Source organism: Bradyrhizobium sp. Leo114, from assembly GCF_055229415.2.
Genome location: NZ_JBUYEN020000010.1, coordinates 1 through 15,714, shown reverse-complemented (window position 1 = coordinate 15,714; position 15,714 = coordinate 1). Strand labels below are relative to the sequence as shown.

The window sequence follows — 15,714 nt, the reverse complement described above, 5'->3', positions numbered from 1 at the left end:
ATATCGCCGATCAGGCAGCGTCTTCCACCTCGGCTTCGGCCGCCAGCATCCTGCGGATATCCTGTGCAGTGCGCGCCGCACTGAACAGATAGCCCTGCATCTGGGTACATCCCAGCATGTGCACGGTGTCACGCTGCTGCTCGGTTTCGACGCCCTCCGCCGTCGTGATCATATCGCGGTCGGCCGCGATGCTCACCACCGCGCGAATGATCGACGCCGACGAGCTGTTGCGGGTGACTTCCTTGACGAAGCTGCGGTCGATCTTGATCTTGTCGAACGGGAAACGCTGCAGATATTGCAGCGAGGAATAGCCGGTTCCGAAATCATCCAGCGCGATGTGGACGCCGAGCGCGCGGAGCTGGTTGAGTGCGATCAGCGCGGCATCATCGTCCGCGATCAGCACGGCCTCGGTGATTTCGAGCTCGAGGCGGCGCGGATCGAGCCCGCTCTCGGCCAATGCCGCTGCGACCTTCAACGACAACGCATCCGACTTGAACTGAATTGGCGATACGTTGACCGCCACCCGCACATGGGCGGGCCAGGTGGCAGCCTCAGTGCAGGCGGTCCGCAGCACCCACTGCCCGATCTCCTCGATCAGGCCCGTCTCCTCCGCGACCGGAATGAATTCGGCCGGCGATACCATGCCGCGCACCGGATGCCGCCAGCGCACCAGCGCCTCGCAGCCGGTCACCTCGTCGCTGCGCAGGTCGACGAGCGGCTGGTAATGGATTTCAAACCCGCCCTCGACCAGCGCAGTGCGCAGATCGGCTTCGAGCTCGCGGCGAAGCTTGGCCTCCTTCTCCATTTCCGGCTCGAAGAAACGGTGGGTGCGGCGACCGGCAGCCTTGGCTGCGTACATCGCAAGGTCCGCGCGTTTCAGCAAGCCGAGCAGATCGGTACCATCCCGCGGCGCGACCGCGATGCCAATGCTGGCGTCGCCGGACAAGTGATGGCCGTGGCAATCGAATGGCGTCCGCAGCGCCTGATAGATCCGTTCAACCAGCGCGCTGACATCGCCATCGGCCGTGATGCCGCGTTGAACGATAGCGAACTCGTCCCCGCCGAGACGCGCGATGAAATCCTCCGGTCCGATCGACTGCCGCAACAGTTCGGCGACACCTCTGAGGAACTCATCACCGATCAGATGGCCGAGCGAATCGTTGATGCGCTTGAACTCGTCGATATCGATATAGAGGATCGCGAACTGCACATCGGCTGTTTCGAGCAGCAAGCCTTCGGCGTGGCGCTGGAACAGCGTCCGGTTCGGCAAATTGGTCAGCGGATCGTAATGGGCGAGATGTTCGATCTTCGCCTCGACACGGCGCCGCTCGGTCACGTCCTCGAATGTCGTGGCCCAACCCCCGTCCGGTGAATGTTTGAAGATCATTCGGATAATTCGCCCGTCCTGCGTCGAGAAATGGCGTTCGCCGATCTCGCTGCTGTTGGGTCCGATGAAGTGCGCGCAATATTCGTCGACATCGCCGATAAAGGATCCGATCGCCTGACGGTGCAGCACGAGATCGCGCAGGTAGCATCCGGGCTTGGCGACGTCAGGCGATACGCCGAGCATATCGAGATAGCGCTGATTGCAGACCACGAGCCGGCCCGACGCATCGAACAGCAACAGCCCCTGGGTCATGTTGTTGATGGCGGTGTCGAGATGAAGGCTCTTCTCCGATAGCTTCTGGCGCGCGGCCTCATGCTGTCGCTGCAGTTGTCTCACGATCGGGAAGATCGTGACGATGACGACGACGATCGCCAGGATCGCAGCGCTGAACTGCAGTTTCGTCTGCGCCCGCCAGTTGGCGAGCGCGGTCGAGGTCTTGGTCGTGGCAACGATCAGGATCGGAAAATGAGTGAGCGGTCGAACTGCCCCGATCTTGTCTTCGGCATCTTCGTTGCTGAAGCGCCCCGAGATATTCCCGTCAAGCGTCAGCGCCTTCTGGAATGGCCGGAGACCGGCTACGCTCTTGCCGACCGCCCCGTCATCCTTGGGGTAGCGGGCGATCACCGTGCCGTCGCGATGGATCATTGAGATGATTGTGTCGCCACTCAGCGCCAGAGAGGCGACGAAATCCTCGAACTGGCTGGGCTCGACGCCCCGGCTGGAAAAGCCGATGATGGCGCCATTACCGTCGACAATCTTGCGGGCGAACAGCGTCGTCCACTTGCCCGTGACGCGGCTCACGGCGGGCTCGACGATGACATCCGGCGTCGGCTTGCCGGAGGTGAACTCCCTGAAATATCGCCGATCCCTGACATTGAGGTCGGGCACCGGCCACATCTCGGAGGAATTAATCAGCCATCCCTCGGCATTGAACAGATTGAGACCACCAACATGCGGCAGCGCCGCAAGCCTGGTGCGCAGCATTTCGTGCGCACTCAGCAGTGACATCACCTTTTCGAACTGATCGGCCGTATCGACCCCGTCCGCCCGCATGTTGGCGACGACATCATCGTGCACGTGCTGGAGATCGGAGAGCTGCTGATCGAAATGGCGGGACAGCAGCAGCGCCGTGTTGGAGAGTTCGCGTTCGGCAAGATCGAGCGCGCGCTCCCGGAATTGCAGCGCCAGGTACCCTGTGCCGAGCCCGATCGCGGCCACGAGCGCAGCCGCGCACAGCACGAGCCACTGAATTGCGCTCAATCGCGCTGGCGCCGCGGCGGCCCATTTCGGCCACCACCGGCTCTGCAAGATATCGCTCTTGGCCGAGCTGTCTGACATTTCCCTGCCCCTACAAGCGCTTGTTGTAGGAGACACAACCCAAGAGGGCGTTAGGAAAATGAGTTATCAGCCGGTTAACATGGAACTTTGTTTCTGAGTGTTACCAGATTTCGACCGCGCAACATCGCTTGTGCGGTATTGGACGTTACGCAGTTTATGAGAGATTTAGGTGTTTGCTGGATGGTGGCAGCCGGCAATCTTCATTCGGGCGATCTCACCGGGGCGGCCAAGCGCGCAGCAGGATGAATGATTTCACGCAATCGGTGGCAACGGCGCTCTCGCTGATCGCCAGTCTTGACGCTGAGCTGATCGGCATCGTCCTGCTATCGTTGCGCGTCAGCCTGACGGCGAGCCTGCTGGCGCTGCTGATCGGCGCCCCCCTCGGCGTCCTGCTCGCGATTAGCCGGTTTCAGGGCAGGCAGGCCACGATCGTGCTGGTGAACGCCATGCTCGGCCTGCCGCCCGTGGTGGTCGGACTGGCGCTTTACCTCCTGCTGTCGCGTTCCGGTCCGCTCGGCTTTGCCGGACTGCTCTTCACGCCGAGCGCCATGATTGTCGCGCAGACGATCCTCGCCACGCCGATCGTGGTCGCACTCGTGCACCGTCCGGTCTCGCTATTGTGGGCGGAATATGCCGACCTCATGCGCACCGATGGCATGTCGCGTCTGCGCAGCATGGCGCTGTTGTCGTCGCTTGGCCGCGCCTCGCTGTTGACCGCGTTCCTCGCCGCGTTCGGCCGCGCCATCGCCGAAGTCGGCGCCATCATCATCGTCGGAGGCAATATCCGCAGCTACACCCGGACCATGACGACTGCGATCGCGCTGGAAACCAGCAAGGGCGAGTTGCCACTCGCGCTCGGGCTCGGCCTGATCCTGCTCGGCCTCAGCGTGACCGTCAGCACGGTCGCGTTCCTGCTAGTCGGACGCGTTGGGGAAAAATAGCTGCTCGCCCCCGACCTTGTAGTCGGCGATCACCTTCTGTCCCTCGGCGGAGATCAGCCAGTCGACGAAGGCCTGGCCATCCTTGGCTTTCACGGTCGGGTGCTTGGCCGGATTGACCAGCATCACGCCATATTGGTTGAACAGGCGCCGGTCGCCCTCGGTCAGGATCGCGAGATCGCCGCGCTTCTTGAACGACAGCCAAGTGCCGCGATCGGAGAGCACATAGGCATTGTCGGATGCGGCCATGTTGAGTGCGGGCCCCATGCCCTGCCCGATCTCGCGATACCAGGATCCCTTCGCCGTCGCGATGTCGATGCCCGCCTCCTTCCATAGCCGCAATTCGGCCTGGTGCGTGCCGGAGCGGTCGCCACGCGAGACGAAGGTCGCCTTCGCGGCGGCGATCTTTTTCAGCGCTTCCGTGACGTCCTTACCGCCGGCAATATGCGCCGGATCGGTCTTTGGCCCGATCACCACGAAATCGTTGTACATCACGTCCTGGCGCTTGACGCCAAATCCTTCGGCCAGGAACTTCTCCTCCGCCGGGCGATCATGCACGAACACCACGTCGGCATCGCCTCGCCGTCCGATGTCGAGCGCCTGGCCGGTGCCGACCGCGACGACCTTGACACCGATCCCGGTTGCCGCCGTAAAGCGCGGCAAGAGGAAACCGAACAGCCCGGATTGCTCGGTCGATGTCGTCGATGCCACCGTGATTGAGCGCTCCTGCGCGAACGCGCTGGAGATCATGAGAAGAGTTGCGACCACGATTCGTGCGAGCATTTCCCCACCTCCGCCAAGCCGGCTGTCTACGAAGTTCTACTTCATCTCAGCCTGCCCGACCATAAGCGAGGCGATCCGCCGCAGCGATCGGAGGCTCGGCTTTTACAATGCCCCTAACTGCGCGACTCCGTCGTCGCGCCGTCATGTTCGGGGTCACAAGGAACAAGCGGCCGCCGGCGAAAGCATAACGTTATAGCATTCAGCACTCTGCTGACTTGAATCGGTACCGGGGCGGCGCTAACTAATGGCATGGACTCTCGCTTCGCCGCACCGGATTCTTCGACCCGCAGGGCCTCGTCGCGCCGGTGGCGCAGCCTGCTTGCGGGACTGATCTCGCTAGCGCTCGTGCTGTCCTTCTTTCACGGTCTCGGCTTCGACAGCGACGATACAGTGCCGGCACTGTCGATCGCGCAACTCGCCGGTGATGCCACCGACAAGGCTCCCGTCCATCCAGCATTCCCCCATGGCGATCATTGCTTGACCCACGTATCGACCGTGGCGACACAGGAGACGTCGATCACGATCGAGTATACCGCGCACGCCTATCGCTTCCTTGCCATACGTGCCCCCGAAGCGGCCGAACCGATCTCTCCCTTCAAGCCACCCCGCGCCTGATCCGATCGGCATGACCGATCCGGCCGCGCTGCCTCCCGGCAGCGCGCCCAACTTGCACGCATGGCTATGGCAGCAGCGCCGGGCTCGGACCCGCGCGCGGCGGGAAGGCATATATGAGACGGATTCTTCTTTTCGTTGCCGGCATCATCATCGGCAGCGGCCTGGGCATCACGGTTTGGTCGCATTGGCCGCTGTCGGGAACGCCAGCGCAACCGGAAGCGGCGACGACCGGGACAGCAAAAGCCGAAAGCGAGGATCACGGCACCGAGCGCATCGTGCTGAGCGAGGAGCAGATCAGCGATGCCGGCATCAGGCTGGCACCGGTTGCGGGCGGTACGCTCAGACGCCATTTCCTGGCGCCAGGCTCGCTTATTCCCGACGCCGACCACGTCGGCCGCGTCTCCGTACGCGTGCTGGCAACGGTCGCCGAACTGCGCAAGCGCCTCGGCGACAGCGTCGAAAAAGGTGAGATCGTCGCCGTCATCGAAAGCCGTGAGGTGGCGGACGCCAAGAGCGAATACCTCGCCGCGCGGCTGACCAACGATCTGCAGCAGACGCTCTACAACAGACAAAAGAGCTTGGCCGAAAGCCGGGCCATGTCGGAAAACGAATTCCTGCGGACCCAGCTCACGGCCAATGACGCACGGATCAAACTCGACGGCGCCAGGCAAAAGCTGTTCGCGCTGGGTCTGTCCGAACAGGAGATCGCCGATCTCCCGAACCAGCCGCCGGAAAGCCTGCGCGAGCAATATTTGCGTGCGCCGATCTCAGGCCGCGTCTCCGAGCGGCGCGTCGACCTCGGCGGGCTGATCGGCCGCGAGGGCCAGGAAAGCGAACTGTTCGTCATCGTCAATCTCGATGATATCTGGGTCGATCTCGCGGTCTCCCCGGAAGACATCGCCGCCGTGCGCGAGGGCGGTCTGGTCACGATCCGCGCCATCGGTAGCGACGACGAAGCGGTGGCGCGGGTGATCTTTGTCAGCCCCCTGCTCGATCGCGAGACCCGCAACGCCCGCGTCATCGCGACTCTGCCGAACCGGGATCACCGATGGAGGCCCGGCACTTTCGTCACGGCGGAAGTGCCACTCGGCGGCGAGCCCTCCAAGGTCATCGTCTCGAAGAAAGCGCTTCAGACCGTCAAGGGCAACGCCACGATATTCGTGCGCGACGCCGAAGGGTTTGAGGCGCGACAGGTGCGTACCGGTCGCGAGGATGATGACGACGTCGAGATCGTGAGCGGCCTTGCTCCGGGAGAGACGATCGCCGTCGCCAACACGTTCACGCTCAAAGCTGAACTGGAAAAGGCCGAAGCGGAGCATGGCCATGATTGAGGCGATCATCGGCTTCTCCGTTCACCGCCGCTGGGTGGTCGTTGCGCTCTGCGCCGTCGTCATGGCGCTCGGCGGCTTTGCGTTGACGAGGGTATCGATCGACGCGGTGCCCGACATCACCAACAAGCAGGTGCAGATCAACACCGCGGCCCACGCGCTGTCGCCGCTCGAGATCGAGAAGCAGGTCACCTTTCCCGTCGAGACGGCGCTCGCCGGCGCGCCCGGCCTCGAGAGCACCCGCTCGCTGTCGCGCAACGGCTTTTCGCAGGTGACCGCGGTCTTCAGCGAATCGACCGATATCTACTTCGCGCGTCAGCAGGTCACCGAACGCCTCACCGAGGTTCGCGCACGCCTGCCGCAAGGCATCGAGCCGCGGATCGGTCCGATCTCGACCGGGCTCGGCGAGATCTACATGTGGACCGTCCGCTTCGCCGACAAACCGGTCGAAGCCGACGGCGCGCCGGGCCTGCAACGGGACGGAAGCTTTGTCACCAGCGACGGGGCGCGGCTCAAAGGCGACATCGAGAAGAACGCCTATTTGCGCACGGTGCAGGACTGGATCATCCGGCCGCAGATCAAGACCGTGCCCGGCGTTGCCGGCGTCGATACGATCGGCGGCTATCTCAAGCAGTACCAGGTCCACCCGGATGCGGCGAAGCTGATCGCGCTCGGCTTGACCTTTGCCGATGTTGCGAACGCGATCGAGGCCAACAATGTCAGCCGCGGCGCGCGCTATATCGAAAAGAACGGCGAGGGATTCGTCGTGCGCTCCGGCGGTCGCATCGAGAACATGGAGGAACTCGGCACCATCGTCGTCACTACGCGCGGCGGCATTCCGGTGCGGATCCGCGATATCGCCACCGTCACGATCGGCGGCGAAAGCCGGACCGGCAGTGCCAGCGAGAACGGCCACGAGGTGGTGGTCGGCACGGCGCTGATGCTGATCGGCGCCAACAGCCGCACCGTGTCGTCGGCGGTCGATGCGCGACTGCGCGAGATCGCGCCGACACTGCCGCCGGGTGTCGAGGTCAAGACCGTGCTCGACCGCACCCAGCTGGTCGATGCCACCGTCAGAACGGTTGCGACCAACCTGAGCGAGGGCGCACTGCTGGTCGTTGCTGTGCTGTTTGTCCTACTGGGCAATTTTCGCGCAGCGCTGATCACCGCGCTGGTGATCCCCGTGGCGATGCTGATGACTGCCATCGGCATGTGGCAGGGCCGCATCAGCGCCAATCTGATGAGCTTGGGCGCACTCGATTTCGGCCTGATCGTCGATGGCGCCGTCATCATCACCGAGAACGGCCTGCGCCATCTGGCGGAGCGGCAGCGCGACCTTGGGCGTCCCCTCTCCCGCGACGAGCGGCTGGCCACCGTGCGCGCCTCCGCGGTCGAGATGATCCGCCCGAGCCTCTACGGGCAGGCCATCATCCTCCTGGTTTACGTGCCGCTCCTCACCTTCACCGGCATCGAAGGCAAGATGTTCACGCCGATGGCCGTGACCGTGATCCTGGCATTGGCATCGGCATTCGTTCTGTCGCTGACGCTCGTTCCCGCAGCGATTGCCATTGCCGTCACGGGACGCGTACAGGAGCATGAAGGCAGGCTCGTCAGCGCCTTGAAGCACCTGTACCGGGCGCTGTTGCGCTATGCGATTGCCGCCCCGCTGCCCGTCATCGCAACGGCTGCAGTGCTGTTTGCGGTCGCACTCGCTGGCTTCGCGCGCCTCGGGCAGGAGTTCATCCCGTCGCTGGACGAGAAGAACATCGCCATGCATGCGCTGCGGATTCCCAGCACCGCGCTGTCGCAATCGCAGGCGATGCAGCTTGCGGTCGAGAACGCCGTCAGCCGTTTGCCGCAGGTCGCCTTCGTCTTCTCCAAGACCGGAACGGCCGAGGTCGCGAGCGACCCGATGCCGCCGAACGCGTCCGACACCTTCATCATGCTCAAGCCGCGCGATCAATGGCCGGATCCGTCGATGACGAAGGAGGAACTGGTCGAGCAGATCGCAAGCTCCGTCAATCGCGTGCCCGGAAACGTCTATGAATTCACCCAGCCTATCCAGATGCGCTTCAACGAGCTTCTGGCCGGCGTTCGCGGCGACATCGCCGTCAAGGTGTTCGGCGACGAGTTCGAGCCGATGCTGAAAGCGGCCAACGAAGTGGCCTCGGTCCTGCGCTCGGTGCATGGAGCGACGGACGTGAAGGTGGAGCAGGCCGGCGGCCTTCCTGTCCTCGATATCAAGGTCGACCGCGCCGCGATCGCCCGTCGCGGTCTGAGCGCGGCGGCGGTGCAGGATGTGATCGGCGCCGCGGTGGGCGGCCAGGACGCAGGCGTCGTGTTCGAGGGCGACCGCCGCTTCGACATCGTCGTAAGGCTGCCGGAAGCGTTGCGATCCGACCTCGAGGCGCTCGGCAACCTTCCCGTGGCGCTGCCGAAGGCAACGCCCAACGCCCCGGTCCAGAGCCTGCCACTCAATCGATTGGCGCGCTTCTCCTTCACCGAGGGGCCGAACCAGATCAGCCGCGAGAACGGCAAGCGCCGCATCGTCATCACCGCCAACGTGCGCGGCCGTGACCTCGGCTCGGTGGTCGCGGAAGCCCAGGCCAAGGTCGGCCAGCAGGTCAAGCTGCCGCCGGGCTACTGGACGAGCTGGGGCGGACAGTTCGAGAATCTGGCCGCGGCCCGGCAGAGGCTCGGCATCGTCGTGCCGGCGTGCTTTGCATTGATCTTCCTCTTGCTGCTGGCGGCCACGGGATCGGCGCGCGATGCGCTGGTGGTGTTCAGCGCCGTGCCGCTCGCACTCACCGGCGGCATCGCCGCGCTCTGGCTTCGCGGCATGCCGTTCTCGATCTCAGCGGCGGTCGGCTTCATCGCGCTGTCCGGCGTCGCCGTGCTGAACGGCCTTGTGATGCTGAGCCTGGTCCGCAAGCTCCATGAGGACGGCATGCCGCTGCGGCAGGCCATCGAGAATGGCGCCCTCACCCGGCTTCGCCCGGTCGTGATGACCGCACTCGTGGCGGCGCTCGGCTTCGTGCCGATGGCCTTCGCCACCGGCACGGGCGCGGAGGTACAAAAGCCGCTGGCGACCGTCGTCATCGGCGGCCTGATGAGCGCAACACTGCTGACGCTGGCCGTCCTCCCGGCGCTCTACGCACGGTTCGGACGGCGCGTTGACAAACCTGTCGCAGAGCACGCACAGGAGCCCACCTGTAACAATTCTGTCATATAGCAAAACTAAACGGGTGCGACGATCGATCGCAGGATCGTCGCTTCTGACAGGGGGAAATGAAGATGCGCCGCACAATAACATTGCTATCGGCAGGCTTGATCACGCTTGCGGCCGGGGCCGCATCGGCCCAGAACAGCACGCCAGGTAACGTGATCCTGTTCATCCCCGATGGCCTGCGCTCGCGCATCGTCACTCCGCAGACGGCGCCGGCGATGGCGGGTATCCGCGACAAGGGCGTCAACTTCAAGAACTCGCATTCGCTGTTTCCGACCTTCACCATGGCCAACAGCTCGGCGATGTCGACCGGCCACTATCTCGGCGACACCGGTACCTTCAGCAACACCATCTACACTGGCTATTCTTCGGCCCCCGCAGGCGACACCGTTGTGCCCTTCATCGAGAATGACGCGGTGCTGGCCGACATCGACGATCACTTCAACGGCGACTATCTGAACGAAGAGACCATCCTGAAGATGGCGCGCGAGAAGGGTTTCAGCACCGCCGCCATCGGCAAGGTCGGCCCGACGCTGCTGTTCGACCACACCGATCGCGGCAAGCACACCATCATCTTCGACGATTCCACCGGCGGCAAGAATGGCGTTCCCGTATCCGAGGAGGTGAAGGATGCGCTCACTAAGGCCAACCTGCCCCTGACGACGCCAAGCCGCGGCGACAATGGCAAGGCCGGCGACGCCAAGACACCCGGCACCACGGTCGCCAATGTCGCCCAGCAGGCCTATTTCGCGGACGTCGCCACCAAGGTCGTGCTGCCGATGTTCAAGGCGCGCAACAAGCCGTTTGTCCTGGTGTTCTGGTCGCGCGACCCGGATGGCAGCCAGCACAACACCGGCGACAGCCTCAACACGATCACGCCCGGGATCAACGGGCCGACCTCGATGGCCGCGATCAGGAACGCCGACGACAACCTCGCGCGGTTGCGCAAGGCGCTCGACGAGCTCGGGCTCGCCGCCTCGACCAACATCATCGTCTCCGCCGACCATGGCTTCTCAACGATCTCGAAGGAGAGCAAGACCAGCCCCGCGGCCAAAATCTCCTACGACGACACACCGGAGAATTTCCTGCCGATGGGCTTCCTGGCGATCGATCTGGCCAAGGCGCTGGACCTGCCGCTGTTCGATCCTAACGACAAGAACGCCCGCGTCGCAGACAACGCCCATCCCAAGGCCGGCAACGGCGTGCTCGGCCAGGACCCCGCCAAGCCCGACGTCGTCGTGGCCACCAATGGGGGGTCGGACCTGATCTATCTGCCGAACCGGGACAAGAAGCTCACTGGGCGCGTCATCAAGGCGCTGCTGGAGCAGGACTATGTCAGCGGCCTGTTCGTCGATGACCGGCTCGGGCGCTTCCCCGGCACGTTGCCGATCTCCCAGCTCAACCTTCGTGGCAAGGCGGCGACGCCGACGCCGTCGATCGTAGTCAATTTTCGTTCCTGGTCGTCGGGCTGCGAAGAGCCGACCAATTGCTCGGTCCAGGTCGCCGACACGGTCCTGCGCCAGGGCCAGGGCATGCACGGCAGCTTCAGCCGGGGCGACACGCTGAACTTCATGGCAGCGATCGGACCCGACTTCAAATCCGGCTATGTCGATCCCCTTCCCGTCAGCAACGCCGACGTCGGCATGACCATCGCCAAGCTCCTGGACCTCCACGCCAGCGCCAATGGCGGGCTGCTGGGCCGGGTGATGTCGGAAGCGATCCCGAACGGCATCGTCCCGAAGATGGCCGACGGCACCGTCACCTCGAAGCCGGACACCAACGGGCTGCGCACCGTCATCAAGTTCCAGCGCGTGCTGTCGACCCGCTATTTCGACGTCGCCGGTTTTCCGGGGCGGACGCTGGGCCTCGAGGTCGAGAGCGGCAAACAGAAAACGGCGGGGAAATAGCCCCGCCGTTGATCCTCTTCTCGCTGTCGGGCGATTTACATCAACCCAATATCGAGCACATTCGGGAGCTGCACCAGCGGCAGCGCCGCGGCGCCGACCAGCGTGGCGACCATCGCGGCGAGCGCGTGGCTGGTGCGGCGCTTGCCACGCATCTGGCTCGCGATCCACTCCAGCACCTTGATGTCGATATTGCCGGCGTGCGTGGGCGCCCAGCTCTCGATGTCGGTGTCCGGCGACAGCGCGACCGTGCGCGGCGGCACCGGCAGGCCGGACATCGAAGCGGCGTGATGGGCGACCGCCTTGGCCAAGAGGTCGTCGAAACGACCATCATCGCTGCGGTCGGCCGCGGCTTCGTTGATCTCGAACAGCGCCGCGACCTCCTCCCGGCTCACCGGCTGGTGGGCGACGGCGGAGGCGGTGAGGATGCGCGCGCACCAGGCGGCGTCATCGGCATCGAGCGCTCGGGAAAAATGGATACGGCCCTTGGTGGTGGGGCCTTCGCCGGTGATCACGCCATCGCGTACAATGGTCAGCGCATGCGCGGCGGTCTTACGGCAGGACGGTTGCAGGGCGACCACATCGGTCGCCTCGATACTAGGGGCAGACATAGCGAGACTTCTCAGTTCCTTATTTCAGTCCAGCATTTCCATGCCGGCGTAAACGAGTGGTTACCGATTCGAAACCGGGGTTTCGACATTTGTACATAGTTGCCAATTGGTCGCTGTGACCGCTGTCACGGTTCGAGCCCATTAGCAGATCGGACCCCGCAGATGGGGACCATAAAAGGCAATTCCACGGCAATCCGTGCTCTTGCGGGCATTATGGGTTTTTTCGCCGCAGGCGGGCCGATCAAAAGAAGTTGCTCGAAGTTCCGTCACAAAAGAGAATGATTTCACCTTTTAGCTACAGTGGTTCACTTAAGCCCTTGCAGCGCCTATACTCGCGCGCACACCGGCACAGAAAATTCTTTAGCCACTTCAATAGCATGAGGCAACACCATGACACTTCCCATTGGCGCGACCGCTCCCGATTTCGAAGCCGAAACCACCGAGGGCAAAATTAAATTCCATGACTGGATCGGCAATAGCTGGGCGCTTTTGTTCTCGCATCCCAAGGACTTCACCCCGGTCTGCACCACCGAGCTCGGCGCGCTCGCCAGGCTGAAACCGGAATTCGACAAGCGCGGCGTCAAGCTGATGGGCCTTTCCGTTGACCCGGTCGACCGCCATGCCAAATGGTCCGAAGACATCAAGGAGACCCAGGGTGCCGCGCCGAACTACCCGATGATCGCCGACACCGACTTCAACGTCTCCAAGCTCTACGAGATGCTGCCCGCCTCCACCTCGGGCGATCCCCTCGTCCGGACGCCGGCGGACAATCAGACCGTCCGCAACGTCTTCATCATCGGCCCGGACAAGAAGATCAAGCTGGTGCTGGTCTATCCGATGACCACCGGCCGGAACTTCCAGGAGATCCTGCGCGTCATCGACTCCTTGCAGCTCACCGCCAAGCATCGCGTCGCGACGCCGGCCGACTGGAAGCAGGGCGAGGACGTCATCATCGCCGGCTCCGTCAGCGACGACGAAGCCAAGACGATCTATCCGAAGGGCTGGAAGGCGCCGAAGCCCTATATCCGCATCGTCGAGCAGCCGAAGTAACGCCTCGCGCCATCGATATCCGACCATCATGCCCGGCCTTGTGCCGGGCATGATGGAGCCGTTCCGAACTGCATTTTGTCCCTCCGGACTGCCCTCTCCCCCTAAGCCAGGGCCGCCACCAACTGCCGGCACCCCGCCCCTCATCCGCCGCGGCAAGTTGCTCCAGTTACGCATCAATTTGAAGAAAGCTGCTTCGTCGCCGCGCTTTACAGGCGATGGTTGCGATGGAAGTTTAGCCTGCGAACGGGCGGGAATCGGATCATCGCGATGGACGGCAATCCCAGACAGATACGCTCTGCGGCACTGACAGGTTTCCTGATTGCACTGCTGCTCGCTGCCCTTCCGGTCGCAGTGTGGCTCGATCTGACCAATCTGGCGGAAGTCGCGCTCCGGCGGCAGGCCAATGATCTCAATTCGCTCGTCTCTAGCGTCCGCTCCTATTACGCCTCGAACGTCGTCGGGCGGATATTGTCCCATCCCGGCCAGACCCAGGTGGTCCACAACTACGAGACCATCCCGGGCGCGATCCCGATCCCGGCGACGCTGTCGCTCGAACTCGGGAAAGTCATCAGCGAGCAGCAGCAGAACATCACCTACCGCTTCGTCTCGGACTTCCCATTCAAGAACCGGGCACCGCACCAGCTCGATGAGTTCGAGAGAGCTTCGCTGCAGAGCCTGCGCACCAACCCGGACCAGAAGATCGTCGACACGACGACATCGCTGTTCAGCGACCGCGTCCGGCTCGTCGCCCCGGTCATCATGGGGCCGGCCTGCGTCAGTTGCCACAACTCGCATCCCGAAAGCCCCAAGACCGACTGGAAGGTGGGCGATGTCCGAGGCATCCAGGAGGTCGCGATCACGCAGCCGATCGCGGCGAACCTGTTCTCCTTCAAATATCTGCTCGCCTACCTGGCGCTCGCCAGCATCAGCGGCCTCTCCTTCCTGATGATGCAGCGCCGCCAGGCCCGGCAGATCCGGGCCATGAACCGCGAGCTCGAATCCAACAACGATTTCCTCGCGACGCTGTCGCTGAAAATATCCCGCTACATCCCGCCGCAGATCTACAAGAGCATCTTCAGCGGCCAGAAGGACGTCACCATCCACACCGAACGGAAGAAACTGACGATCTTCTTCTCGGACATCCAGAACTTCACCGCCACCACCGAGCGGCTGCAGCCGGAGCAGATCACCCAACTGCTCAACGAGTATTTCACCGAGATGTCCGAGATCGCCCACCAGCATCGCGGGACGATCGACAAGTTCATCGGCGACGCCATGCTGATCTTCTTTGGCGACCCCGAAACCAGGGGCGATCGGGCGGACGCCGAGGCCTGCGTCCAGATGGCCTGGAAGATGCAGCGCCGCCTGCTCGAGCTGAACGCCAAGTGGCGCGCCGCCGGCATCGAACAGCCCTTCAAGTCGCGCATGGGCATCAATTCCGGCTACTGCAATGTCGGCAATTTCGGCAGCGTGGACCGGATGGACTATACGATCATCGGCGCCGAAGCCAATCTGGCGGCGCGGCTGCAATCGATCGCCGAGCCCGGAGGCATCGTGGTCAGCTATGAGACCTTTGCGTTGGTGAGGGACATCATCCAGGCCCACCCGCTGCCCGCGATCACCATGAAGGGCATCAGCCGCGAGGTGATCCCCTATTCCATCGACAACGTGCTGGACGACGCCGCGAAAGGCGACGTCATCGTCGAGCGGACGGCCGGGCTGGATTTCTACCTTGATCCATCCGTGCTCGATCCGCAGGGCATCGACCGGATCAAGGCGATCCTGAGCGATGCACTCGCAGCGCTCGACCGCAGGCGCGCCACGCCCGCGCAGTAGCGAAAACAGGACGACAATCGAAGCGCCGGTCCCTGGCATCAGTCCCTGAGAGCGATCGCGCTTGCCGACTACGCCGAAGTGCGCAGTGCGCAGTGCGCAAATGACGGCATCGATTTGACGCTTTCAAGAATCCGGCTATCGTTGCGCTCTCGTTCAACTGTTGGGGGATGACATGGACGACGACAAGCCCGTAATCGAAGAGGTCACCAACACGCTCGGCGCCGCCGCAACGGCCACCATCGAAGCCGCCACGACAGCCGCGAAGAAGGTGCGAAGGACCGCCAAGAAAGTGGCGAAGAAGGTAGCGGCGGCCAGGAAGAAGAGACCGACGAAGACCGGGAAGGCCGGCAAGAAGGCCGCCAAGAAGTCGGCAAAGAAAGCCAAAAAGGCGCCGAAGAAAACGTCCAAGAAAGCCACCAAGAAAGCCACCAAGAAAACCTCCAAGAAAAAGAAGGCCAAGAAGTCGAAGCGCTGAGCAAATCCGCGGCCCTCGCCCCTCGTCGTCCCGGCGTCCCCCCGGTCGGGCCCGCGGGGCGGTGGTGGTGGAAATATGTTAATCCGTTGTGTTGGGCGTTGGGGTTTGGGTGGGGCTCTATCACGGTGTGTTGGGTGTCGGTGGCCCCCAGGTCAATATAGGGGGGCCGGGGAAACCGGGGGGTGGTGGCCGCCGGGGGGGCCGGGCGCAACAAGCAAGCGGG

At 63.5% G+C, this 15,714-nt stretch carries 11 protein-coding genes; 8 read left to right on the top strand and 3 right to left on the bottom strand.

Annotation, left to right across the window (positions count from 1 at the left end):
* Positions 1-10: 10 nt before the first annotated feature.
* Entirely contained in the window at positions 11-2,725 is a 2,715-nt protein-coding gene (locus ACZIRK_RS13875; protein WP_463327465.1) for a bifunctional diguanylate cyclase/phosphodiesterase, read from the bottom strand.
* Between the two features lie 242 nt (positions 2,726-2,967).
* Between ACZIRK_RS13875 and ACZIRK_RS13870 the strand changes: the two genes are divergently transcribed.
* Entirely contained in the window at positions 2,968-3,666 is a 699-nt protein-coding gene (locus ACZIRK_RS13870) for an ABC transporter permease (RefSeq protein WP_028164016.1), read from the top strand.
* Here ACZIRK_RS13870 and ACZIRK_RS13865 read toward each other — a convergent pair.
* Positions 3,640-4,446 (bottom strand): ABC transporter substrate-binding protein, encoded by an 807-nt coding sequence (locus ACZIRK_RS13865; RefSeq protein ID WP_463327464.1) that lies wholly within the window; start codon positions 4,444-4,446, stop codon positions 3,640-3,642. The two genes, ACZIRK_RS13870 and ACZIRK_RS13865, sit on opposite strands and share 27 nt — an antisense overlap.
* Before the next feature lie 249 nt (positions 4,447-4,695).
* Here ACZIRK_RS13865 and ACZIRK_RS13860 point away from each other — a divergent pair, with 249 nt between their 5' ends.
* The 4 genes from ACZIRK_RS13860 (at position 4,696) to ACZIRK_RS13845 (ending at position 11,522) form a co-directional block, all read left to right on the top strand.
* The gene (locus ACZIRK_RS13860) at positions 4,696-5,061 is read left to right on the top strand and encodes a hypothetical protein (protein ID WP_130228752.1); all 366 of its coding nucleotides are present in this window, start codon (positions 4,696-4,698) and stop codon (positions 5,059-5,061) included.
* Positions 5,062-5,174: 113 nt separating this feature from the next.
* Complete coding sequence (locus ACZIRK_RS13855; protein ID WP_130228753.1) at positions 5,175-6,392, top strand: efflux RND transporter periplasmic adaptor subunit; 1,218 nt, start codon at positions 5,175-5,177, stop codon at positions 6,390-6,392.
* The gene (locus ACZIRK_RS13850; protein WP_463327463.1) at positions 6,385-9,621 is read left to right on the top strand and encodes an efflux RND transporter permease subunit; all 3,237 of its coding nucleotides are present in this window, start codon (positions 6,385-6,387) and stop codon (positions 9,619-9,621) included. The genes ACZIRK_RS13855 and ACZIRK_RS13850 overlap by 8 nt, the downstream gene beginning before the upstream one ends.
* 62 nt (positions 9,622-9,683) lie before the next feature.
* Positions 9,684-11,522, top strand: coding sequence for an alkaline phosphatase family protein (locus tag ACZIRK_RS13845; protein WP_130228755.1), 1,839 nt, complete (start codon positions 9,684-9,686; stop codon positions 11,520-11,522).
* A gap of 35 nt (positions 11,523-11,557) precedes the next feature.
* Here the strand turns inward: ACZIRK_RS13845 and ACZIRK_RS13840 are convergent, their stop codons facing one another.
* Positions 11,558-12,130 carry a hypothetical protein gene (locus ACZIRK_RS13840; protein ID WP_130228756.1) on the bottom strand — a complete coding sequence of 191 codons (573 nt, stop codon included), beginning with the start codon at positions 12,128-12,130 and terminating at the stop codon, positions 11,558-11,560.
* 390 nt (positions 12,131-12,520) lie between these two features.
* On the opposite strand from ACZIRK_RS13840, the gene ACZIRK_RS13835 reads away from it, so the two are divergent.
* From ACZIRK_RS13835 to ACZIRK_RS13825, 3 genes are all read left to right on the top strand, one after another.
* Positions 12,521-13,180 carry a peroxiredoxin gene (locus ACZIRK_RS13835; RefSeq protein WP_130228757.1) on the top strand — a complete coding sequence of 220 codons (660 nt, stop codon included), beginning with the start codon at positions 12,521-12,523 and terminating at the stop codon, positions 13,178-13,180.
* A gap of 267 nt (positions 13,181-13,447) precedes the next feature.
* Entirely contained in the window at positions 13,448-15,016 is a 1,569-nt protein-coding gene (locus tag ACZIRK_RS13830) for an adenylate/guanylate cyclase domain-containing protein (protein ID WP_463327462.1), read from the top strand.
* Between the two features lie 172 nt (positions 15,017-15,188).
* Positions 15,189-15,491 (top strand): histone, encoded by a 303-nt coding sequence (locus ACZIRK_RS13825; RefSeq protein ID WP_165435455.1) that lies wholly within the window; start codon positions 15,189-15,191, stop codon positions 15,489-15,491.
* Positions 15,492-15,714: the final 223 nt, after the last annotated feature.